Genomic DNA, 24,710 nt, shown 5'->3' on the forward strand with positions numbered 1-24,710 from the left:
GCAACCCGGCTCCGCCCTCGATGTGAGGTCTTCCATGGAAAGCCGCGACGTCAGGCGGTGGGCGCGGCCAGAGCGAGGTTGAGGGCGATGATCGCATCCGCCAGATCCGCTTCGCTGTCCACCAGCGCCTCGCGGCTGCCGATCAGCGTGCGCTGGGCGTCCAGAACATCGATGAAGCTAGCCAGGCCTTCGCGATAGAGCGCGTTGAGCTGGTCATAAGCGCGCTCGCTTTCGGTCACGGCGATTTCCAGATCGGTGAGCCTCGCTTCGACGCTCTCAATGGCGACCAGACCCGTTTCGACCTCTTCCAAAGCGCCAAGCACTGCCTGCTGATAGGCCAGCGCCGCTTCGGTCGCGCGGGCGCGCGAGGCGTCGACCTCGGCCTGACGGCGACCAAAATCAAACAGGGGCACGTCCAGAACCACAGACAGGCTAGCGGCGATGGCGTCGCCCGGGCCATCTGACAGGTCCGCTGTTACCGCGCCGGGCAGACGCAAGGCCGGATAGAGGTCCGCCTGTTGCACGCCGATGTCTGCAGTCGCTGCGACCAATCGCGCCTCGGCGGCGCGCAAGTCAGGGCGCTGGCGGAGCAGATCGGCGGGGACGCCGACCGGTATGGCGGCCTCGTAGGACAGGCCCAGAGCGTCACTGGGGGCGTCGGTGCGCGCGCTCAAAGCATCCAGCACGCCGCCGGGGGCTTGGCCCAAGAGTACGGCCAGGGCATTGCGCGCCCGGACTTCCTGCAATTGCAAGGCGCCGCGCTGGGCGCGGGTCCGCGCCAGATCGGCGGTGGCCCGACGGACGTCGAGATCGGCGGACAGGCCGGCCTCGGCGCGACGCTCGACGATATCCAGCGTGCGCTGTTGAAGTTCGAGCGAGGTGTCCAGAAGCGTCAATCGTGCCCGGGCGCGTCGAGCGTCCACATAAAGAGACACCGCCGTTGCGGCGGTCAGGCGCTGGATGTCCGAAAGCTCGAATTGCGTGGCCAGCACGTTGGCGCGGGCGCGTTCTTCGGTGCGGCGCAACTGGCCGTTCACATCCACGATCTGGCTGAAACTCAGGCCGGCGGAGGCTGTATCCCGACCGGATGTGCGCACACTGGCGTCTGCGCCCGCGTCCAGCGTGGGGAGGAAATCCGATCGCGCGGCCCCGGCGAGCGCCTCGGCGGCGACCAGACGTTCCGCGCTCTGGCGAATGTCGAGATTGCGGGTGAGGGCGGTTTCAACAAGCGTGTTGAGTTCCGGCTCTGAAAAGCCGGTCCACCAGGCGTCTTCAAGCGGGCGGACGGCCTCGCGTTCAAGCGTGCGGCTGTACTGGGCTGGCTCGGCCGTTTGCGGGGCCACATAGTCCGGGCCGACGGCGCAACTTGCGAGCAGAAGCGTCAGCAAGGCGGGGGACAGTTTTTGTATCAGGGTCATTGCGCAGGCCCCGGCTCGATCCCGGCCTTTTCAGCCGTGTCGAGTTCTTCGGCCAGACGCTGTTCGGCGGCGATCCGCGGCGTGCCGAAGCGCGCCAGCCCCAGATAGACGACCGGCGTCAAGAACAGGGTGAAGGCGGCGGCCAGTCCCAGACCGCCGAACACCGTCCAGCCGATGGACGCGCGCGCTTCGGCGCCCGCTCCGGTCGCGAGGATGAGAGGCAGGGCGCCGAGCACGGTCGAGATCAGCGTCATGGCGATGGGGCGCAAACGCAGGGTTGCTGCTTCCTCGATGGCGGCGCGCACCGACTTGCCTTCGGCGCGCAGCTGGTCGGCGAATTCCACCACCAGAATGCCGTTTTTCGCCATCAGCCCGATCAGCATGACCAGCCCGATCTGGGAGAAGATGTTCAGCGACGTGCCGGTGAAGAAGAGTGCATAAACCGCGGCGGCCAGGGCGAACGGCACCGTGATCAGGATCACGATCGGGCCTGTCAGGCTTTCAAACTGGGCCGCCAGCACCAGAAACACGATGACCAGCGCGAAGCCATAGGTCAGCGCGAGTTCTCTGGTGGCCTGGTTGAGCGTTTCCGCTTCGCCTTCAAACAGCATCTCGATGTCCGAGGGCAGGGTCTCTTCTCCCAGACGCCGCATCTCTTCGACAGCATCCGAGATTGTCGCGCCGCCCACAATGTCGGCTTCCAACTCGATGGCGCGGCGTTGTTCGGTGCGATCCAGCTCGGCGGCTACGCCTTCTTCGACAATGGTGGTCAGCGCGGACAGCGGAATCAGGTCGCCGGTATTGGATCGAACATAAAGATTGCGCAGGTCGGAAGGGTCGCGCACCGCGCCGCTTTCGCTTTCCAGGATGATCGGAATGGCTTGGTCGTCTACGTTGAGATCAACAAGATTGTCGCCGTCCACCATGGCGCGCAGGGTCACCGCCAGCTCGCTCAGCGGCACGCCCAGATCCGCCGCCCGGCGGCGGTCGATCTGGATGGAGAGCTGGGGCTGGGTCGGCTCATAGCTGATGTCGGGGTTTTCCAGAATGTCGGACCGGGCGTTGATCGCGTCCGCCAGCGCCCGCGCCGCCTCGAAGATTTCCAGATAATCACCGCCGGTTAGCGCCACTTCGATGCCGCTGCGCTGGCCGCCGCCCACATTCAGACTGCCGCGCCCGAACGGGCTGGCGCGTACGCCGGGGATTTCAGACAAGGGACCGCGAAGGGCTTCGACCAGCTCCTGCTGGCTGATGTCACGGTCTTCCCACGGGGCGAGCGGCGCGGTGATGAAGACCCGGTTCGGATCCCAACGGCCTACCACTGTGAAGAACGACTGGATGGTTCCGTCATCCACATAGGGCTGCAAGACGGCTTCAATGGCGTCCGTCTGACGGTCCATGTAATCAAGTCCTACCCCGTCCGGTCCGCCGGCCCAGACATAAATGACGCCGCGGTCCTCTTCCGGGGTCAGCTCGCGATCAAGCGCAAGCGCGGCGAAACAGGCCCCGACGCCCGCAAGGACGCAAATACCGACAGTAATCCAGGGATGGTTCAGCGCGCCCCGGATCGCGACGCCATAGCTGCGATCCAGATACCCGCCGACCCGGCGGAGCGGGCTTTGCTTGTCATCATTGGCGGTCAGGTTCAGACGCGCCGCAAAAGCGGGCACCACCGTCAGCGCCACGAAGGAAGAGATGATGACCGCCAGCGCCAGAAGAAAGCCGAATTCGCGGAACAGGCGCCCGGCGGTGGAGGGCAGGAAGGAGATGGGGACGAAAACCGCGACCAGTACCGCCGTGGTCGCCACCACGGGGAAATAGACCTGGCGCGTGCCGATCACCGCCGCGGCGCGCCGTCCCATGCCTTTGGACTGAAGGCGGTGGATGTTCTCAAGCACCACGATGGCGTCATCCACGATCAGGCCGGTGGCGAGGACCAGCGCCAGCAGCGTCAGAAGATTGATCGAGAACCCGAAGACCCAGAGCCCGGCGATGGCGCCGATCAGGGCGGCCGGAATGGCGGCGGAGGGGATCAGGGTCGCCCGGAACTTGCCCAGGAACACCCAGATGACGCTGACCACGATCAGAACCGTCAGCGCCAGGGTCAGCATGACTTCCTGTACGGAAATGCGGATGAATTGCGCATCGTCTGAGGTGACCTGGATCTCAAGGTCATCAAAACGGTCGTTCAGCTGCTCGACCCTCGCCTGCACGGCGTCTGAAATATTGATGGTGTTGGACCGCGCCTGCCGGATCACGCCCATGCCGATGATGTTGCGGCCATTGAGGCGGGTGAAGCTGGAGGCGTCAGCCGGCGCGAAAAAGGCTTCCGCCACATCGCCGATGCGGGTCTGGCCGTCAATGATCACGTCCTTGACCCGTTCAGGCGTCGCAGCCGTCGCTTCGGCGCGGACGATCAGTTGCTGGTCTTCAGAGCGAAAGCTGCCCACGGGCACGTCAAACGGCGCCTGGCGCAGCGCGTCCGCCACATCGCCGACCGTCAGGCCGAACCGGCTGAGACGGATCGGATCGATCACCACGCGCAGCTGGCGCTCTCGCGTGCCGAACAGATTGACGGCGGCCACGCCGTCCACGGCGGTGATCTCCGGAACGATGTCGTTCTCGACCAGGCGCGTCAGTTCCTGCTCGTCATATACATCGCTGAGCACGGCCAGGCTGAGAATGGATTCAGCGTCATTGTCGGCCTTGACGACCGTGACCTGCTCGACCCGGTCGGGCAGGCGGCGGCTGACCTGGCTGACAGCTTCGCGGATGTCGGACGCAGCGGCGTCCAGATCCACGCCCGCATTGAACTCCACGCGGATGCGAGTGGAGTTTTCCTCGCTGGAGGACCGGATTTCACGGACGCCGGAGACCCGCGCTGCGGCGCCTTCAAGAACGCTGGTGACTTCCGCATCGACCGTTTCGGGCGCGGCGCCGGGAAAGGCGGCGGTGATTGTGACGATGGGCCGGTCCACATCGGGCAGCTCACGCACTTCGACGCCCAGCAAGGCGGCGAGGCCGGCGATCACGATCATCAGGTTGAGCACCACCGCCAGAATGGGGCGCTTGACGGCGAGGGCGGGAAGATCGGATCCGGGCGTTTTCATTGCGCCAGCCCGCTATCGCTCACAGACGTTGCGCCGGCCGTGGCGCGCGTGTCGGTGTCAGAGCGGCGGCGAATCTCGAGAAGGTCAACGGCCGCGCCTTCGCGCATGCGCTGGACGCCTTCGGCAACGACCAGTTCTCCGGCTGAAAGGTCGCCGCTGACCAGAACACGGCCCTGCCGGCGCTGGACCAGCGTAACGGCTTCGCGTTCGGCGCGCCCGTCGCGGACCAGCCAGACATAAGCGCCGTCGCTGCCCCAGCTGATCGCGGCTTCAGGTACTACAGGGCGCGTGTTGGAAAGCAGTTCGAAGCCGACGCGGAAGCTCATGCCCGGACGCAGGGCGTCCGCCTGGTTATCGATCTCGGCGCGGACGGTGAAGGTGCGCGAGGTCGGATCGATCCGGCTGTCCACATTGATGATGCGGGCGGAATAGGTTTGTTCGGGGCCGGCGAAGGGCGTGGCCTGCACGCGATCACCGACGGAGATGCGGCTGAAGACCTGCTCTGACGGGTCAAAATCCACGTACAGGACCGATCGGTCATCCAGCTCGGTGATGGCGGTGCTGGGCGTGATGCGGGCGCCGGCGTCAATATCCGTCAGGCCCAGATAGCCTGAGAACGGCGCATAGACCGTGCGGCGAGCCAAGGCGATGCGCGCCTGCTCGAGCTCGATGCGCGCCGCATCCAGCGCGGTTTCCGCCTCGTCGATCTGGCTGTCGGACACGGCGCCGGTGTTTTCGATGCGCCGATAGCGCGCCAGCAACTGCTCGGCCTCCCTGACGGCGACTTCGGACAGACGCACTTCCAGGCGTTCCTGATCGGCTTCCAGACGGACAAGCGGCGCGCCGCCCTCCACCCATTCGCCGGCGGAGAAAGCGACCGCCTCCACCTGTCCGGCGGTTTCAGGATAGATCGTGGCGTTCGCGCGGGCGCGAGCGGTGCCCAGCACTTCGATGCGCTCGGCTTCGCGCTCCAGGATCACCTCTTGGGCGATCACGCCGACACCCCTGGGCGCCTCTCCCGCGCCCGGTTGACCGGGTTCGGAAGACGGGTCCTGCGAACAGGCGGAGGCGACACACGTCGCCGCGAGACAGACCATCAAGCGTTTGAACATGCCCCGGTCTACGCAGGCCGGCGCCGACCGGATCACATCTCCAGGCTTATTGCGCGTCAGGCAGGATCGCTCTCGGCGTCTGCGGCTTCCTCCACGGCGGTTTCCGCCCAGTACTCGCCGCCGACCATGGCGGCGGGCGCGAGCAGGTAATCCTCGGTGCTGTCGGGCGCCTCGCGGCGCGTGATCCGGTAAACCGCGATGGCGGAGAGCAGCAGGCACAAGCCGATCAGGTAATAGGCGAAGCCGCTGGGGCCGATCAGGCCCATCAGAACGCCTGTGCCGATGGGCCCCATCACCGCGCCGGCGCCGTAGACCATGACCAGCGCGCTTGACGCCGCCGTCATCTGGTCGGGTTCAAGCCAGTCATGAGTGTGCGCCATGGATAGCGGATAGAGCGTCATGGTCAGCCCGCCGGCGAAGAACCCGGTCACGGTCAGGGCGATCAGGCCCATGTCCGCCGCCATGGGCAGCAGCGCCGCAGCGACGGCGGCTGCGGAAGCGACAGCGCCGATGATCACCCGGCGGTCGATGGCGTCGGACAAACGCCCGATAGGCCATTGCAGGGCGGCGCCGCCTACCAGGGTCGCGGCGATGAACACCGACACCCCGCTCACCTCCAGCCCGATGCGGCGCGCATAGACCGCACCCATGCCCAGAATGATGCCGTTGGCGACGCCGGCGCAAAAACTGCCTGTCAGTCCGAGCGGAGAAATCGCGAACAGCTTGCGCAGGGTCAGGCGCTCGACCTCCAGAATGTAGTGCGGTTGGGGGGCCGAGCTGAGCAGAATGGGCACCAGCGCGCCTGAAATGATGATGGAGGAGAGGACGTAGAGCGTCAGGCTGGCTGTCGGCGCGGTGTTCAGCAGCCCTTGCCCGATGGCGAGGCTGCCATGGGTGATGATCATGTAGATCGCCAGCAACGCCCCGCGATAGGTGTTGGAGCTTTCGCGATTCAGCCAGCTTTCGGCCACCACATACAGGCCTGCAAAGCTGAAACCGGTCAGAAAGCGCATGCCGGACCAGACGATGGGATCAATCAGCAGCCCATGCACCAGGATCGCGATAGAGCCGATCGAGGCCAGGGCGGCGAAGGTGCGCACATGGCCGACCTTGGCGATCAGGCGTTCGGCGCTGGCTGACCCGGCGAAAAATCCAGCGAAGTAACTGGTCATCACCAGGCCCGTCAGGGTGGCGGAAAAGCCGGAGTCTTCGGCCACCACGCCCAGAAGCGTGCCTTGCAAGCCGTTGCCGGCGAGCAGCAGCGCGATCCCAAGCAAGAGCGCCCAGAGCTGAATAACAGCGCCCAAAAGGCTGCGTTCTTCCATTTGCGGCGCGTTGGTCATTGGCCAGCTCCCATATCTCAGACTTTCGCGTGTGCCTGAGACCGTGGGGCGGCGTCAATTCATTCCTCGATCAGGGTTAAGGCGGGCGCCTTGATCAAGGCGCCCGCCTGCTCGGGCCCTTAGAGCTCTGCAGCCTCTGGGCGGGTGGATGCAGATGTCACAGACAACCTGCTTGTCCCCGAACAGCCTGTTCAAAACCTGACTGGACGTTCAGGCAGGCCTGGTTGAAGGCAGGCGGCCCTTCACTGGCGAACCGGTTCAGGCTCCCGCTGCCGCCCGCAGAGCGGGCGCCAAAGGGAATGCGGACTTCGATCCGGGCGCTTCGCGCTTCAAACTCGCCGACTCCCAGACCGGACAGCCCGGTCTCGAGCCGCACTCTGGCGCCCCAACCCGTCTGCGCCGCAATGCCCACACGCGCGTCGGCCCGAAGCGCATCGCCGCCATTGAAGCCGCCTTGTTCGTTGATCAGCTCGGCTGCGCGATAATCCCAGACCGCTGCTACGCTCGTGTTCACTTCAAGCCAGCCGCCGTCAGAGGTTTCACGGCGCCATGCGATTTCAGGTCCGGCCCGGAACCGGCCCAGGGCGACGCTCTGCTCGGGAATGTCAAAGCCCAGGGAGTCCACATAGCCTTTCTGGCGCTCTTCAAAGTGCGTGATCCCGGCCTGGGGACGCAGACGCCATGGGCCTTTGGCGACCTCGCCGCTGAGATTGGCGCGGACCATCAACCGGTCGGTCTCGAAATCGTCCTGATACAAACCGAGCGGATCGACGGTGTTGTCGGACTGGCCGTACAGCGCCATCGCGTCGAGCGTCAGAGACTGGGTCATGCGCCAGACGGTGTAAGGGCCGACCATCCAGCCCTGACCTTCTGTGCGCGCGCCGCGAAGGGCGCCCGCCTCGGCGAAGATTTCGCCCGCACGCTCATCCATCCAGTCATACTGCAGAAGAGCGCCGACGATCAGGTCGTCAGAGAGCTGATAGTCAGTCCCCAGCTGAGCGACGCCGAAATCACTGTTCGCGCGTTCACCCGCCCGGTTGTCGGACACGCCGGACAGTTCTGCGGCGAACCAGACATCCCAGTTTTCAAGCACAGGGCGTTCCGGATTGCCGGGGCCGTTCATGCCGGACGGCGTCTGCGCTGCGGCGTTGCGGGCGCCCGCCAATGAGCCGGCCAGGCTCATCTGATAGCGGCCGGACCCTTCCACTTGAGCGGCGAAGGCGCCGCGCTGGGTGGTCTCACGCGCTTCAAACCGGCGTGACAGGTCAGGCGCGGCGTCTATCAAGCGGTCAGCGCGACGCAGCATGAAGTTGCGGATGGCGCGTTGGGTGGCGAGCCGCACCAGGTCTTCATCTCGGGCGTTTTCGAACGTGCACACCAGTGCTTCGTCAGGATCAAGATCAATCACCGCCACACCCTTTTCGGGATCGTAGCTGGAGCCGCCATCCAGATCACCCGCGCAGCTGATGGCGTTCACACGCCAGCCTTGCGGGGTGCTCTGGGTGAGCGTGTAGGTCCCCGACATCAGCTCGGAGATCTCAGCCTGCGCCGAGCCGGTGCGCGGGGTCAGGGTCAGGCCGTCAAAATCCGCGATGTCGCTGGAATAGCTGAAGCTGACGTCGCCAGATAGGCCGGACGCCGTGCTGGCGACCAAAGTCAGCGAACCGTACCGCGGTTCAAGCGACAGGGAGATGGGAATTTCGATGATGATCGTTTCCTGGATTGAGGCTGACGGCGCACTGGCGCTGGAGGTCCCCGAGGCGCTTTCGCGCACAACCGTCACCGTGCCGGTGTAATCGCCCGGCGGCAGGTCATTGACCGCATCGGTGACTTCCACCGTGAAATCGATATCGCCCAGCGGCGGCACGACGCCGCTATCAGGGGTGACGATTAGCCAATTCACATCAGCGAAGGCGCGGAACGGAATGGCTTGAGAGCCTGGATTGGTCACTTTGGCGCCCGCGGAAACTGTCGTGGGATCCGCCGTGTCCGCTGTGACTTCCACGACCACTTCTGTAGGCGGGGCCACAACTTCCACACTCAGGGCGGCGCCGAGACTGTCATTGCCCGCGGCGTCCTTGGCGGCGCCAGAAGCCAGAGTGATGTCGATCACGCCCACGGTGCGGGGCGTGACGATCACGCTGAACCGGCCTTCGCCCAGTGAAGCGAGATCAGTCGCGTCCGCATTGGTGAGTGACAGGGCGTCCATGGTGAAGCCGGTGACAGGCTCGCCAAAGTCGATGGAGAGCGTGAAGGCGCCCTCGACGGTCTCGCCGGGACCGCTCAGCACAGGCGAAGGCGCGTCAGCGTCCACTTTGACGGAGAAATCCGCCGCCGCGAGACTGCCGTTGCCTGCGGCGTCCGTCGCTGCGCCTGCGGCCAAGCTGACGGTCACGGTGTCTGCCGCGCCCGGCGTCAGCAGGGCAGTATAACTGGCGCCCGATCCTGCCAGATCGCTGGCGACCGCGCCAACCACTCCAAGGTCATCAAGCGCAAATCCGCTCACGGACTCAGAGAAGGTGATCGTCAGATCAAACGGGCCCGACGCGATTTTGCCGATAGAGGCGGACAGGCTGGCCGTCGGCGCGGCGGTGTCCGCCATCACAGAAAGGGTATTTGAAGCGGTGTTGCCATTGCCGCCCACATCCGACGTCGCATTCGCCCTGACCTCTACCGTCACCGGGCCATCGCCGTCCGGTGTGATTTCGGCGGTGTATTCAGATGTGCTGACGGCATTGAAGCCAGAGACCGCGCCATTGCTGACAGACAGTCCGCCTGCGCTGAAACCGTTGACAGCCTCGCTGAACCGGATGGTGACAGGGAAGGCGCCGGTAACCGCGCCGCTGGCGCTGCTTGAAAGCGTCACGCTTGGCGCGTCCGCATCATTCGCCATCACGATGGTACTGTTGTTCACACCCGTCACGCTGGTGTTCGCCAGAGCGTTCCCGGCAGAGTCCGTGATGGAGTTGCCAGGCGCGATGGCTAGAGAAACCGACCCGTTCAGGTTCGCCAGATCACCATTGGCGAGGGTGACCAGATAATAATCCGGCTTGCTGAGGGTATGGGTGATGGTCGGGGTGGCGGTCGTTCCAGTGATCACAAGATCTGCTGCTGTGAGCTGGTTTTGAGGCAGTTCTTCGCTGAACGTCACACGCCAGGAGACCGTGTCGGCGTCCGTGGGCGAGACTGTTCCGGGATCCAGGTCAACGCTGGCGATCGTCGGAGCTGTGTTGTCGAGAAAATAGCTGTTACCGTAGGTTCCCGTCGGGACGGCCGTGGCCATGGCGTTGCCGTAGTCATCAACAATGCCGTTATTGAGCACGACCCGGACCATGCCATCCAGGTCCGCCAGATCGCCGCCCGAGGCCGTGACGTAAAATCCGATGGAATACCGCGTGACGCTGAGTGTTGCAGTCGTTCCCGTCAGCGTGAAGTCCGACGGCGCCAGGCTCATCGAGTCGGAAATCTCGGAAAAATTGAAATCCCAGGTCAGGCTGTCGGCATTGGTCACCAACGCCGTGGGCGTGTTTTGCGTGATGCTGGCCAGAACCGGCGCCGCATTGCGGACATTATAGCTCTCGTTCGCGCCGCTGGGTGTGGTCACGGTCAGGGAGTTGGACGCGTCGTCTATGATGTTATGGGAGCTGGAGAGGCCGAGCGAGACTGTGCTGTCTGCGACAGAAGCCAGATCGCCGCCCGATGCGGTGACATAATAGACTACGCTTGAAGCTGCTGCGCTGGGTGACGAAAACGCTGGCGATGAGTAAGCCCCTGCTGAGCTTGTCGTGTCGACGGTCGTTACCGTGGCGGTCGTGCCGGTCAGTGAAAAATCATCTGCGGTGACGTTGCGAACCTTTTCACTGAAGCTCACGCGCCATCTTAACGTGTCTGCATTGGTGTTTTCGCTGACCGGGCTGGAGCGCACGATGGAGGTGACGGTCGGCGCGGCGCTATCATTGACCATCTGGAAGAATCTGATGTCCGTGCCCAAAGTGGTATTGTCGAGGATCGCGTTGCCCGCTGCGTCCGTCATGCCGCCAACCTGGAAGTGCAGAACTACAGAGTCGTTCAGATTGGCGAGATCGCCACCGGAAATCGACAGTTTATATGAGGCATCCGTCTCACGGCTGATGGTCAGCGTGGCGGTTGTGCCTTCTATGGAAAAGTCGCCGCTGTCGATGGTGCTTGGATCCATGTCCTCGTTGAAAGTCACGAGCCAGGACACGCTGTCGGCGGATGTCGGTGAGACCGTCCCCGGATAGCGGTCGATGCTCGCCATCGCGGGCGCAGTGTTGTCGACGACAAAGCTGTTTTCATTGGTCCCGGACGGCGCGCCTGTCGCCATGGCGTTGCCGTATTCGGTCACGAAGCCATCCTTAAGGCTGATGGAGACTGTGCCGTTCAGGTTTGCCAAATCTCCGCCGGTGGCGGTGACATTGAATCCATCTGGATACCGGTTGACGACGAGGCTGGCCGTGGTCCCGGTCAGTGTGAAGTCTGCAGCCGTCAGACTCATCGAATCAGGGATCTGTGAGAACTCGAACTCCCAGATCAGGGCGTCCGAATTCGTGAGTTCCTGGGACGGGGCCGCCCGTGTGATGTTGGCCAATACGGGCGCCAGATTGTTGACGTTATAGTGCTCATGCGCGCCGCTGGGCGACGTGCTCGACAGGGCGTTGCTCGCCAGGTCGGTGAGATCCCGGCCGGCTGAAAAGCCCAGGGAGACAGTGGTGTGGGAGGCGGAATCGCTCAGATCAGCCAGATTCCCGCCCGAAGCCGTGACGTCATAGACAGAGGTGGAGACCGGGTTGATCGACAAAGACGCCGTCGTGCCCGTCACCTCAAAGTCGGAGGCGTCCACATTTTGCATGGCTTCGTCAAAGCTGACCCGCCAGGTCAGGGAGTCCGCGCTGGTCGATTCGGCTGCAGGCGTCTGCCGGACGATGGAGGTGGGTCTCGGGGCGGTGGTGTCAGGCAGGCCCGGGCAATCAGAGTCGTAAAGAGAGGCGTTAAATTGATACAAAGCGCGCACCAGCGAGGCGGTGGTGTCGGCGGTGTCGCCCACATTCAGATCAAAGCCAGCATCTTCGTTACGCAACATGACCGTGAATAGACCGACGGCCGGGTCGGCGTTGGTCGCCACAGAGCGGATTGCGTTCGGGTTCGCATAAGGAATGGTGATCGCGATGCTGTTGCGTCCCAGCACCGTCTTATTGTGGTCCAGCAGGTAATAGTGCCAGAGATCGCGACCATCGCCTGTGTCGTTGGTGGTGGAGGTCGGAATATAGGCTCTGACGTCGAATATGGTTGGGTTCGAGGCCGTGCATGATCCGTCGGTTCGCAGCGTCACGGAAAAGACCTGCTGCGCCAGACTGGCGGCTGTACCGGTCAGCGCGATCAAGCTGGCGATAGCGCCTGTGGCGATTGTGCGATGTAGTCTAGAAAGCATGACGCCCTCCCCCCAATGGCTGGCGGCGGCGCACGATGGACGGGCGGACCGCACGCCGTCCGCAGGCCCGGTCAAGGTCCTGCGGATCAACGCCTGTTTCGATATGCAGGCGACAATGATCAGGGGGCGGAGCCGCGCAATCGCCCGTTCGGGTGAGTGAGCGGTTTGTAAGGCGCATCAGATGGTTAACGTGTTCTTTACTTCTGCCTATGTGTCCGTTTCGCCTCACCCTTTCGGGTGAGTGGGCCCCAAATGACCGCGTTGACACGGGGCCTGCGCCACCTATGGTCCACTCATCTTCATAAGGAGGATCCAGGCGCGCCTGGACGCCGCACATAATGGCTCAAAGACCCGCCAGGCTCGTCATTATCGACGATCATCGGATGTTCGCAGACGGCTTCGTCGCGCTGAATGATGCATCAGCGCGGCCTTACGACATTCACGTGTATGACGCGCCAGAGGTGTTTCTGAAGGCTTTGGCGAACGGCCTGTCGCCCGATCTGTTCATTCTGGATCTGGTGATGAAGCAGATGAACGGATTGGCGCTGCTGTCAGCCTTGCGCCAGCAGGGCTCCAAGGCGCCTGTCCTGATGCTGTCGGGCATGGCGGATGCGCCGCCGCTGGCGGAAATGCGGGCGCTCGGCGCGAACGGGTTTCTGCACAAGAGCGCCGGACAGGATGATCTTCTGGACGCCATCGAGACCTTGCAGGCGGGCGGGACGCTGTTTGACCTAGAAGCCTCGGAAGACGCGGAGGGTCTTGCCTCTGATTTCCAGGCCCCGGTGCTGGCGGCGCGCCAGCAACAGGTTCTGGCCCTGATCGGTCAGGGCGCGACGAACCGCGATATCTCTGAAACGCTGGGCATCAGCGAGAACACGGTGAAGTCTCATTTGCGCGCCCTGTACGAAACCCTGGGCGCCAATACCCGTACGGGCGCAGTCCGCAAGGCTCAGCAGCTCGGTCTGATCTAGACGCGAATCTGGTGGGCTTGCGCGGTCGCGCTGGCGATCAGCGCACGCAACTGGTCAGGATCAGCCGGTTTGGCCAGGACGCTTAAGTCCGCCTCGGTTCCGGCAGCGTCAAACCCCGTCAAATCGCCTGTCAGCAGCACGGCCGGAAAGCTCTGTCCAACCGCCTCGCGCACCTGACCCAGGGCCGTGACGCCATCGGCGCCGTCGCCAAGTCGCTTGTCGATGACGGCGAAGTCCGGCGTCGCCGCCAGCAGGGCGATAAAGGTCAAGGCTTGCTCGGCGCTCTGCGCTGCGATGACGCGGCAGCCCCATTCGGTCAGCAGATGGGACAGGCCGTCGCGCACGGCGACGTCATCCTCGATCACCAGTACAAGCGGGGAACCGCCGAGAGCGACAGGCGTCACGCTTGCCGCGGGCTCGATGTCCTGCACGGTGTCCGGCGAAGTGGACGGCAGCGTCAGGCCTGCACGGGTCCCGGCGCCGGGCGCGCTGATGAAATGCAACGGCGCTTCAAGCGCGGCCGCGAGACTTTCCACGATCGACAGGCCCAATCCCAAACCGTCGCCGCCTTCGGAATCAAGTTGGACATAGGCGTCAAAAATGCGCGCATGATCCGCCTCCGAGACGCCGGGGCCGCTATCGATGACCTCGACGATCACCTCGCCCCCACTCTCGCGCGCCCAGATCTCGACGCGACCGCCGGTCGGTGTGAACTTGACGGCGTTGGCGGTCAGATTGCGCACCACCCGCGCCAGCAGCGCAGGGTCTGTATAGGCGGCCATGTCTGACCCGCAACGTCGCAAGCTGACGCCGCGCTTCGCGGCTTCGTTTTCAAACACCGAACAGATTTCATCAAGCAGCGGGGCGAGGGCGACGGAGTGCTTCTGTGCGCGCACGGCGCCGCCTTCCAGGCGGGCGCCTTCCAGAACTGCATCCAGCAATTCCTTCTGGCTGCGCCAGGCCGCCTCGATCCGGTTCAGCATGTCATGCTGCTCGGGCTTGTCGAGATAGGCCCGGAGCGCGGTCATCAGAAACCCTTGCGCTTGCAGGGGTTGGGACATGTCATGGCTGGTCGCCGCGAGCAGGCGCGATTTGGCGAAATTGGCCTTTTCCAATTCCTCGGTCTTGGCCTGCAAGCGTGCGCTGAGTTTGCGTTGACGTTCCGCCGCCAGGGTCTCTCGGGTCTGGATTTCAGCCCGGGCGCTGACGAGCAGGCCAAATCCGTAAAAGAACAGAAGGCCAATTCCGATCCCTCTGACAGGTCCGTCCAGCGCGACAAGCCAGTAGAGAGAAAACGGGACCATCATCGCCGTCGAGAGGCTGACGAAAGCAGGGCGGTACTCTGCGCTGGGGGCCATGCCGCCCAGCGTAATGGAGCACACGATGTTCAAGGTGATGAACAGGCGCAGCAGCGAGTCCTGGTCGAGATATCCTATGGCCAGCGCAGACCAGGTCAGGCCTGTCGCAGCGGCGATTAGCGTGTGGCGATTCAGGTAAGCCCGGGCGTTTGCGTCTGTGAGCCCGTTTCGCGTCGTCAGATGGGAGTGCAGCCAGACGATGCTGACCATACTGGATGTGCTGGCGAACCACAGCGCGCTGTAGAGAAAATCCCCCGCCAACATCATCAGCACCGCAAGGTAGACGATGACCGCTTCAACAATCAGACATGACGAAGTGTTGCGGTCGACGAGCAGCCGCGCCTGAGCCAGATGCAGTTTCGGGGAGTCTGCGGCCTGGCTGCTGTCTGACATGGTGTTCCTTCGCGCGTCCGCTGTTGTCCGCCAGGCGCTGACTAGAGTGTGTCCAAGCTGAGGGCGTCGTGCAATCGCCCTAACGGGCGGGTCAGCGTCTACTTTTGCAGGTTTTCCACTGCGGCGGCGTGGGCGGCGTCGTCAAGCGTGTAGCCTGAAGCGATCCAGGCGGTCAGGGCCAGGCAAGCCGCTGGAAACAGGCTGATGAACAGACGTGATATGATCGCCGGGTCTTCAGCCTGCGAGGCTGCGGCCTGAAACAGCGTGAAACCCGACGCTACGATGATGACTGCGAGCCCGCTGGCGATTTTCTGCACCAGCGTCATCAGTCCGAAGGCGCGGGCTTCAATGCGCTCTCCGGTCAGGGAATGGCCATGGTCAACCGTATCCGCCATCATGGACCACAACATCACCGGAATTGCGGCGAGACCCGCGCCCGCCACGATTAAACCCGCCAGAACCATCCAGGCTGAATTCGCCGCCATGAGAGACGTCAAGGCGATCGCTGCGACAAGCGCGCCAGTGACCAGCGCGTCCCGTTTGGATCTGAGACGGGCCATCAGGGGCCAGACGGGGGCGGCGAGAATGGTCGCGAGCGTCGGGGCGGCGAGGGCGAGCGGGATGAAATCGGTCATCATCGGCGACGCGTTGACGAAATACACAAGCGACGCCGTGAACGCGCCAAACCCAAGCATCGCCGTCACCATCACACCCAGCAGCTGCTGGAAGGGGCGGTTCGCCTTTACAGACCGGACAAGTCCCTGAAGCGCCAGATGGATAGGCCCGTCCGCCTGGCGACAAAGGGGCGCAATTCCAGGATCCGTCAGCCCGCGCCCCGTCAAAAGCAGCGCCCCTGTCGCGAGCAAGCCGAACACAGCGGCCGCCAGCGTGTATGCCGCCGCGCCGTCGCCAAACCTGTTGACAATCAAGGGGGTTGCTATGGCCACGCTCAAGCCGCCCAGCCCGGCGCCCACAACACGCGCCGCCGTCAGAGCGTCACGTTGGGACGATTGCAGGCTCAACCGGGTCGGCAACGCATTATAGGGCATGCTGGCGAGGCCGAAGGCGGTGCGGAACAGCAAATGGGTGAGCAAGGCCCAGACCGCTTTGAGCCAGAGCGGTCCATCAATGCTTGTGAACAACAGGACGTAGCTGATCCCGATGAAAGGTGCGACGAGGCTGATCATTTTGAGATAGCCGAAGCCCTGCGCCATCTTGCGATCCGCCAGGGCTGCGAAGACCGGATCGGTGACGCCGTCCCAAATGAGGCCCAGCAAGATGAGGCCGCCTGCGAGCAAAGGCGGCAAGCCGATAATGTCAGTATAGAAATATAGAAGAAAGAGCGCTGCGCCCTGCCAGAATATCAAGAACGCCACATCGCCTGCGCCATAGAGCACAGAGGTTTTAATCATGGCCGCATGCCCCCTTCGCCGCGGAGAGGCTAGCGTTGTTTTTGATCCGGCGCATAGCCGTTTTCAGCGTCGGGGCGTCAGCTGCGTCAGGGGGATAGGCGCTCGCTCGGGATCGAGATCATCCATACGCCGTCAATATGTCCTACGATCTGGCCGCCCAGAGCATCGGCGTCTGATCGAGTCAGACATCCCGCGAGCGTTCGCATGTGATCGAGATGGGCGGCCGTCGCGCGAGCCTCGCCCAAGCGGCGGCATGGCGCGCCAGCGACAGGATAGCCGTCTCCGAAGGCGTTCACGCTGTCAGGAAAAGACCCGCCTTGTCCTGCCCCCGCCCGTGCAGGCTGCGTTGAAGCGCAACCTGCCAGCACGCCTGTGGTGATCAGTATCGTGGCGGTCAGAAGGGTGGAGCAGAAATGGAGCATGCTGCAGCTCTCCGGCGGGCTCGAGCATGCTGCATCCAGAAGCTTTCAATTGGAAGCGATCATTGCCAGAGCGTTTGCGGATCGTCGAGCGATGGGAACTGTAAAGTTGTGTTGCGATTTGGCAACTTTCTAATCAACTACCTGATTAAGCTTACCAAAAAAGACTTGAAATTGGATGTGTGAACAACCTTGCAAGAAGCGGGATGCTTACGGTTGAAAGTAATTCTGGTCAGCGCGCGATGGTTTCTCTAGATCGGCATAATCATAATCAATTGGAGAGCGCTAAAAGATGAGTCTCAAAAAACGAGTTCTCGCGAGCACCATGTTGTCCGCAGCCATGGGCGTCGCCATGGGCGGCATGGCCAGCGCGCAGGTGGATCGCATTGTCGTCACCGCCACCAAGACCGAACAGGATTCCCAGAGCATCCCTGTCGCCGTCTCCGCGATCGGCGCTGATGATCTGGCCGAACTCGATGTGGATGTCTTTGCCGATTATCTGGTCCAGTTGCCCGGCGTCACCGCTGGCGGCAGCGGTCCGGGTCAGAACACGATTTACATTCGTGGCATCGCCTCGACGACTCCGAACCTGACGACGGCCGGCGTCGCCGGCCTCGCGCCGAACGTGGCGTTCTATCTGGACGAACAGCCGCTGGCGCAGCCAGGTCGTAACCTGGATGTTTACGCTGTGGACCTTGAGCGCGTGGAAGTGCTGCCGGGTCCGCAAGGCACGTTGTTCGGCGCCTCCTCACAGGCCGGCACCGTCCGCATGATCACCAACAAGCCTCTGCTGGGTGTTTATGAGGCCGCCGCCAATTTCGGTCTGTCTTTCACCGAGGGCGGTGAAGAGAGCTACTCCACCGATGTCATGGTCAACCTGCCGGTGGGCGACAATTTCGCGCTCCGCATGGTGGGCTTCTGGGACCAGCAGGGCGGCTATATCGACAACGTCGCCGGCACCGTGAACACCTCGGAATCCGCACGCTTCCGTCCGTCCGGCGCCGTGCGCTCCAACGGCGTTCCCGTGAACGCCAATCGCGGCGGCTTCCAGGCTGGCGCGGATCTGTCCGCCGTCACCTTCATCGACGCGGACAATTCTGCGCTCGTTGAAGATGATTTCAACGACACGACCTATTCGGGCTTCCGGATTTCGGGTCGCTATGAGTTCAATCCTGACTGGCGCCTGACCGTGTCGGCCATGAGCCAGCAGCTCGACACCGACGGCGTCTTCTTCCAGGATCCCGAGCTCGAGGACTACGACGTCCAGCGCTATAACGACGAATTCCTGGAAGATGATTTCGTCAACGCGTCCTGGACGCTCGAAGGTCGTCTGGCGATGCTGGACGTGGTCTATACCGGCGCGTTCACGGATCGTGATTCCGAGCAGGTCATCGACTACACCGAATACATGTTCGTGGGTCAGTACTTCCCGTACTACACCTGTGAAGGCTCTGTGACCTATCCCGGCGCAGCGGCGCCGTCGGGCACTTGCTACAGCCCGGAATCGGTTGTGGGTTCCACCACCAACACCACAGTGGAAAGCCATGAGCTGCGCTTCAACACGCCGCAAGACCAGCGCTGGCGCGTGACGGCGGGCGGCTTCTACTCCAGTACGGAAGTTGAAGAGCGCAACGACTTCACTTATTTCGGCAGCGTTGACGCTGATCCATTCGGTCCGTTCGCTCCTAACTTCCCGTTCCAGACCGGGTTCACGTCTGATGACGGTCCTTTCCCGGAGCCTGTGATCTTCCGCAACGACGTCAAGCGCACCGACGAGCAGCTGGGTCTGTTCGGCGAGGTCAGCTATGACCTGGTTCCGGGCGTGTTCGCCGTGACGGCGGGCGCTCGCTATTACGACATCGAAGTGGATCTGGCCGGCAGTGCGAACGCGTCGTTCTGTAACTCCGGCGGGACCGACGCCAACGCGTTCGGCACCGACATCTCCGACCTGTATAATGGTGATGGCCAGTACACCTTCCGCGGCACCTGCGACACCAGCCGCCACATCACCTATAACGACACCCAGTCCATCGCCGATATTCTGGCGATCGACCCGGCGCTCAGCCAGGCTCAGGCCCAGCAGATCTTCAACGCTGCGCGTGCGCCTGACGTTGCTGCAAGCGAAGGCTCGATCTTCAAGCTGACCGGTACCTGGACGCCTGCGGCTGGCATGCTGTTCTACGCAACCTATTCGGAAGGCTTCCGTCCGGGTCTGCTGAACCGTCCGGGCGGCGCGCCGGGGCCGAATGGCTACACCGTGCCGTTCGCCATCGATTCTGACGAGCTGACCAATTACGAGCTCGGCTGGAAACTCGACCTGTTCGAAGACCAGGTTCGCTTCAACGGCAGCGCCTTCTTCGTCGAGATCGAAGATCTGCAGACGACCATTTTCGACCCGTCCATCGTCAACCTCTTCTTCTCCGATAATGCGGCGAACGCCGAAATTCTCGGCCTTGAAGGTGATGTGACCTGGGCGCCTGCAGATGTGCCGGGCCTTACGGTTTCCAGTGCCTTCTCGATCCTCGACAGCGAGATCACCGAAGTGCTCGTGCCGACCAATGATGTGGTCGTGGGCGAAGAGCTGGCTTATGCGCCGAACCTGCAGCTGAACGCTCGTGCGCGTTATGAGTGGCAGCTTGAAAACACCTGGACGGCGCACGTGCAAGGTCAGGTGATCTATTCGAGCGACAGCCGTTCGGACATCATCGAGATCAACGCAGCAGAAGTTGAGGGTTATGCAACGCTCGGCCTGCGCACCGGTCTGACGTCTGAAAACTGGAGCGCTGAGCTGTTCGTGGACAATGTGACCAACGAAAACGCTGAGCTCGCCAACAACTACATTAACGACCGTGAACGCGTCACTCCGATGCGTCCGCGGACCTACGGGATTCGCTTCGGCATTTCCTACTAGGACCTGATGACGCCCGGCCCGCATCACGGGCCGGGCGTTCTCACGTATGCGGCGTCCCATTTGGCATGGGGCGCCCATCGTGTTTTATGGAGACGTGATGTCCACTGACGACCCGCACTCACTGGCCCTGCGCGCCGCTGAAACGCACATGCGTTCGGGCGCCTTCGAGTTGGCGCTCAAAGCGCTGCAGCCGGTGTTGCAGGCCGATCCCGACATGGTGGACGCCCTCTATCTGGCGGCGGTCTCTCAGCGTTATCTGAAACAGACAGACGCTGCACGTGCGACGCTTGACCATTTGTTGCAGGTCGCCCCGGATTTCGGGCGCGGGCTACAAGAAGGCGGTCATCTGCATCGTGATCGGGGAGAGATCGACCGGGCGCTGCAGAGTTACCGTGCTGCAGTGCGCGCCAATCCGGCCCTGCATGCCGCCTGGATGGCGCAAGCTGAAATTCTGAGCGCCAGCGGACTGGGTGATGAAGCACGCATGGCGCAGCTTCAGGCGGAGCAGATCAGGGCTTTGCCGCCCGCGCTTCAGGCGGCCATGCACCATCTTCACGAAAACCGTCTGTTGAAAGCGGAAAGCCTGTGCCGGTCCTGGCTGACGCAGCATCCCAAGGATGTCGCCGGCATGCGCCTGCTGGCCGAAATCGGCTCGCGGCTGGGGGTTCTGGAAGATGCAGAATTCCTGCTTGAGAGCGCAGTATCGTTTGAGCCTGACAATGCAGATTTGCGGGTCGATTATATCCGCATCCTGCGCAAGCGTCAGAAATTCGAGAAGGCGCTGAGCGAGGCGCAAGCGCTTTATGAGCGCGATCCGGAGAACCCCGTCTTCGCCTCCCAGCTCGCCATCGAACGTATGCAGACCGGTGATTATCAAAAGGCGGTCGCCTTGTTTGATGAAGTCCTCGAGCGCGCGCCCGGTGATCCTTCCACCCTGACATCGCGCGGCCACGCCTTGAAAACCTGGGGCCGGTCCGAGCCGGCGATCCAGTCCTATCAGGCGGCCTGTGCGTCCGACCCGGCCCATGGCGACGCCTGGTATGGCCTCGCCAATCTGAAAACCTATCGATTTTCCGCCGATGAGCGCGCTGTCATGCAGCGCGAAGAAGCCCGTGCGGGACAGACGCTTCAGACCCGGATCAACCTCAACTTTTCACTTGGCAAGGCGTTTGAGGACGAAGGTGATTTCGAAGCGGCCTTTGAGCATTACCAGCGCGGCAATGCGCTGAAGACGCGCCAGACCCGGTATACGACCGAGCAGATCCAGGTGGAGTTTGACGCGCAAAAGCAGTTTTGCACGCCCGCGCTCTTCAGCTCTGACGCCCCCATGGGAGAGCCGGCGACTGACCCGATTTTCATTGTGGGTTTGCCGCGCGCCGGCTCGACGCTGCTTGAACAGATCCTGGCGTCCCACAGCCAGGTCGATGGGACGCTGGAGCTGCCCAACATCATCTCGATCAGCCACGGCTTGCGCGGTCGCGACCGGGCCAGCGACAAGACGCGTTATCCGCGCATCCTGTCAGAGCTTGATGAGGATCAGCTGGCCAAGCTCGGGCGCCGCTATCTGGACGAGACCGCCATTCACCGCAAGGGCGCGCCGTTCTTCACAGACAAGATGCCCAACAATTTCCGTCATGTGGGGCTGATCAAGAAGATCCTGCCGCAGGCGAAGATCATCGACGCGCGCCGCCATCCCATGGCGTGCTGCGTGTCGGGCTTCAAGCAATTGTTCGCCGAAGGCCAGGAGTTCACCTACGGACTCGAGGAAATCGGCGCGTATTATCGCGGCTATGTGGACCTGATGGACCATTGGGACGCGGTGATGCCGGGTCAGGTCCTGCGTGTGATCCACGAGGATGTGGTCAGCGATCTGGAGAACCAGGTGCGCCGGATCCTCGACTATTGCGGTTTGCCGTTCGAGCAGGCCTGCGTGGACTTTCACAAGACCAAACGCGAAGTGCGCACTGCCAGCTCCGAGCAGGTGCGCCAGCCCATCAACACCAAAGGCCTTGAGCAGTGGAAGGCGTATGACGCCTGGCTTGATCCGCTGCGTGAGGCGCTCGGCCCTGTCTGTGACGACTGGCGCAGGGATTCCTCGATTGAAATCGCCGTCCGCTCCTAACGAGAGACTGTCCGCCCATGAAAAAGTTTGAACCCGCCGTCTTCATTCCGGCCGCTGTTCTGATCTTCGCCGGTGTCGCCTATGCCGTGCTGGCGGGGGATCAGGCGGAAGCGCTTTTCGGGGATCTGCGCACGCTCATCACCGTGAATGCGGGTTGGGTGTATTCGGTCGGGGTCGGCATTTTTCTGGTCGCCGCCGTTATCGTGGCGCTGTCTGATTGGGGGCGGATCAAGCTGGGGCCAGACGATTCAGAGCCCGAATACGGGTTTCTGGGCTGGTTCGCGATGCTGTTTTCCGCAGGCATGGGCATTGGCCTGATGTTCTTCGCGGTCGCTGAACCGCTGACCCATTACGTCTCGCCGCCCACGGGAGACCCCGAGACGGTGGCGGCGGCCGAGCAGGCGATGGTCCTGACCTTTTTTCACTGGGGGATTCATGCCTGGGCGGTCTATGCGATCGTGGGCCTGAGCCTGGCCTATTTCGCTTTTCGCCATAACCTGCCGCTGACCATCCGTTCCGCGCTCTACCCGCTGATCGGGGAGCGGATTTACGGTCCGATCGGGCATGCCGTGGATGTAGTGGCGATCCTGGGCACGTTGTTCGGCGTCGCGACATCGCTGGGCTACGGCGTCAGCCAGATCAACGCCGGGCTCAATTCGCTGTTTGGCTTGCCGATTTCGCCGCCAGTACAGGTCGGCCTGATCGTGCTGATCACGGCGCTGGCCACCACGTCCGTGCTGGCGGGGCTGGATGCGGGCATCAAACGGCTCAGCGAGTTGAACTTGTTTCTCGCCATTGGCTTGATGGTGTTCGTCTTCATCGCCGGGCCGACCCTGTTCCTGATCGGCGCCTATGTTCAGAACATCGGCGATTACGTCGATCAGCTGGCGCTTCTGACGTTCAATGTCGACGCCTATGGCGACGGCGTGTGGGTCAATGACTGGACGCTGTTTTACTGGGGCTGGTGGATTTCCTGGTCTCCGTTCGTGGGCATGTTCATTGCGCGTATTTCACGCGGCCGGACCATCCGGGAATTCATTCTGGGCGTTCTGTTCGGCCCGACCCTGTTCACTTTCCTGTGGATGACGATCTACGGCAATACGGCCCTGTTGCAGGCGGTCAGCGGCACGGCCGAGCCTTTGCTGCAGCTGGTGCGGGACGGGGATACGCCCCTGGTCTTGTTCACTTTCCTGGAGAGCTTGCCGTTCAGCGCCATCACCTCGGTGCTGGCGATCATTCTGGTCACCACCTTTTTCGTCACCTCATCGGATTCCGGCTCGCTGGTGAAAGCCACGCTGGCGTCGGGCGGGGCGCTGACACCGCCGCTCTGGCAGCGGTTCTTCTGGGCGGTTCTGGAGGGCGTCGTCGCGGCGGTTCTGCTGTTGACCGGTGGATTGGCGGCCTTGCAATCGGCGACAATCGCGGCGGCTTTGCCTTTCACCTTCGTGATCTTCCTTGCTTTTATCGGGCTCATGCGCGCCTGGTCGATGGAGACGGCGCGACGCGCCGGTGTGAAATCCGCGCCGCAATTGCCCGTCGAGGGCGCCGCCGTGCCCTGGCGCACCCGGCTCAAGCTGATGTTCTCCACGCCCAAACCGGAAGATGTCCGGTTCTGGATGAAGGAGGCGGTGGAGCCTGCCTTTCAGGACGTGATTCCGGAAATGGAGGGGCAGGGGCTGAGCGCGCGGATCGAGTGGAGCGAGGATGAAGATCGCGTCTGGCTGACCGTTTCGCACGGTGAGCAGCCCGACTTCATCTATGGCGTTGAGCTGAAAAACTATGAAGAGGCGCCCGCGCCCGGATCAAGCCTCACTCAGCAGAACTCTCGCGGGGAAGTCTTCCTGACCGAGGGCGGCCAGCATTACTGCATCTACGGCTATTCCAAGACGCAGGTCATTCGCGACCTGATTCGCCATTTCGAGCGTCACCGTCAGTGGATCCACCATCTGGTGAATGTGAATTAGCGTCGTCCGAGATGGACAGATCAGACCAGGTCGCCGGATTCAGTGACGATCTGAAAGGCTGACGCCGCATGCGATAGCCGAACCGAGGTCAGGGGGGAATCCCGGAATCGGGTCTGCCGCTCGATCACGAAGACGGGCTCTGACTCGGTCAGCCCCAGATGGGTCTGGTCGATGGCGTGCGCCAGTTCGGCGCGCAACGCGGTCCGGATGAAGGAATACGGCGCCCGCTGGACCAGCCATTCATTGGGGCTGACCGTATCAAACGGGGCGTCCGCCGCTTCTGGCACCGTATCAAGATTGATCAGCCGGTCTTCCAGCTGGAAGGGCTTGCCGTCGCTCAGATGCAGACAGCGCACATGCCGGAGCGGCGCGCCCTTGAACAGGGCCTGGTCCAGTGGCGACGACGCGCCGTCATCCACACAAATGCGCCGGTAGCCATAGACAGCGCCACGCGCTTCGATTTCATGACGCACGATCGGAATGGTCAGCGTGGATCGGTGTCCGCGCCGGTCCACGACGCGCGTGCCAGCGCGGCGCTTGCGCTCGATCAGTCCGGCTTCGGACAAGCTCGATAACGCGCGCCGGATCGTGCCGCGGGCGACACCGAATTCTTCGGCCAGATCATCCTCGCGCGGCAGGGTGTGACCGGCCGGCCAGGTCTGGTCGTTGATCCGGCGTAACATCTCGGTGCGGATGGTTTCATACGGGTGCATGACGCCCTTTTAAGC

General features: G+C 62.9%; 13 protein-coding genes. 4 read left to right on the plus strand and 9 right to left on the minus strand.

What is annotated here, in order from left to right; translation table 11 throughout:
* Positions 1-50: 50 nt before the first annotated feature.
* The 5 genes from G405_RS0108275 to G405_RS0108295 all read right to left on the minus strand — a co-directional run bounded on the left by G405_RS0108275 (position 51) and on the right by G405_RS0108295 (position 12,432).
* The gene (locus tag G405_RS0108275; protein WP_022701049.1) at positions 51-1,418 is read right to left on the minus strand and encodes an efflux transporter outer membrane subunit; all 1,368 of its coding nucleotides are present in this window, start codon (positions 1,416-1,418) and stop codon (positions 51-53) included.
* Positions 1,415-4,528 carry an efflux RND transporter permease subunit gene (locus G405_RS0108280; protein WP_022701050.1) on the minus strand — a complete coding sequence of 1,038 codons (3,114 nt, stop codon included), beginning with the start codon at positions 4,526-4,528 and terminating at the stop codon, positions 1,415-1,417. Before G405_RS0108280 ends, G405_RS0108275 begins: the two co-directional genes overlap by 4 nt.
* On the minus strand, positions 4,525-5,640 hold the full coding sequence (locus G405_RS0108285; RefSeq protein ID WP_233346012.1) for an efflux RND transporter periplasmic adaptor subunit: 1,116 nt from the start codon (positions 5,638-5,640) through the stop codon (positions 4,525-4,527). Before G405_RS0108285 ends, G405_RS0108280 begins: the two co-directional genes overlap by 4 nt.
* Positions 5,641-5,696: 56 nt before the next feature.
* Complete coding sequence (locus G405_RS0108290; RefSeq protein WP_022701052.1) at positions 5,697-6,983, minus strand: MFS transporter; 1,287 nt, start codon at positions 6,981-6,983, stop codon at positions 5,697-5,699.
* Positions 6,984-7,140: 157 nt separating this feature from the next.
* Positions 7,141-12,432: an Ig-like domain-containing protein gene (locus G405_RS0108295; RefSeq protein ID WP_156861420.1), complete on the minus strand. Its 5,292-nt coding sequence runs from the start codon at positions 12,430-12,432 to the stop codon at positions 7,141-7,143.
* A 338-nt stretch (positions 12,433-12,770) separates the two neighbouring features.
* Here G405_RS0108295 and G405_RS0108300 point away from each other — a divergent pair, with 338 nt between their 5' ends.
* On the plus strand, positions 12,771-13,403 hold the full coding sequence (locus tag G405_RS0108300) for a response regulator (protein ID WP_084683438.1): 633 nt from the start codon (positions 12,771-12,773) through the stop codon (positions 13,401-13,403).
* Here G405_RS0108300 and G405_RS0108305 read toward each other — a convergent pair.
* The 3 genes from G405_RS0108305 to G405_RS15460 form a co-directional block, all read right to left on the minus strand.
* The gene (locus G405_RS0108305; RefSeq protein ID WP_022701055.1) at positions 13,400-15,154 is read right to left on the minus strand and encodes a hybrid sensor histidine kinase/response regulator; all 1,755 of its coding nucleotides are present in this window, start codon (positions 15,152-15,154) and stop codon (positions 13,400-13,402) included. The genes G405_RS0108300 and G405_RS0108305 overlap by 4 nt on opposite strands.
* Positions 15,155-15,252: 98 nt before the next feature.
* A complete protein-coding gene (locus G405_RS0108310; RefSeq protein WP_022701056.1) occupies positions 15,253-16,566 on the minus strand; it encodes an MFS transporter in 1,314 nt (437 codons plus the stop codon).
* 86 nt (positions 16,567-16,652) lie between these two features.
* The gene (locus G405_RS15460; protein ID WP_022701057.1) at positions 16,653-16,988 is read right to left on the minus strand and encodes a hypothetical protein; all 336 of its coding nucleotides are present in this window, start codon (positions 16,986-16,988) and stop codon (positions 16,653-16,655) included.
* A 322-nt stretch (positions 16,989-17,310) separates the two neighbouring features.
* Here G405_RS15460 and G405_RS0108320 point away from each other — a divergent pair, with 322 nt between their 5' ends.
* The 3 genes from G405_RS0108320 to G405_RS0108330 all read left to right on the plus strand — a co-directional run bounded on the left by G405_RS0108320 (position 17,311) and on the right by G405_RS0108330 (position 23,982).
* Positions 17,311-19,896: a TonB-dependent receptor gene (locus G405_RS0108320; protein ID WP_022701058.1), complete on the plus strand. Its 2,586-nt coding sequence runs from the start codon at positions 17,311-17,313 to the stop codon at positions 19,894-19,896.
* Between the two features lie 97 nt (positions 19,897-19,993).
* On the plus strand, positions 19,994-22,018 hold the full coding sequence (locus G405_RS0108325; protein WP_028284657.1) for a tetratricopeptide repeat-containing sulfotransferase family protein: 2,025 nt from the start codon (positions 19,994-19,996) through the stop codon (positions 22,016-22,018).
* A gap of 17 nt (positions 22,019-22,035) precedes the next feature.
* The gene (locus tag G405_RS0108330) at positions 22,036-23,982 is read left to right on the plus strand and encodes a BCCT family transporter (RefSeq protein ID WP_022701060.1); all 1,947 of its coding nucleotides are present in this window, start codon (positions 22,036-22,038) and stop codon (positions 23,980-23,982) included.
* A gap of 20 nt (positions 23,983-24,002) precedes the next feature.
* Here G405_RS0108330 and G405_RS0108335 read toward each other — a convergent pair whose 3' ends face one another.
* Positions 24,003-24,695 (minus strand): GntR family transcriptional regulator, encoded by a 693-nt coding sequence (locus G405_RS0108335; protein WP_028284658.1) that lies wholly within the window; start codon positions 24,693-24,695, stop codon positions 24,003-24,005.
* Positions 24,696-24,710: the final 15 nt, after the last annotated feature.

Source organism: Oceanicaulis alexandrii DSM 11625 (assembly GCF_000420265.1).
GTDB lineage: Bacteria > Pseudomonadota > Alphaproteobacteria > Caulobacterales > Maricaulaceae > Oceanicaulis > Oceanicaulis alexandrii.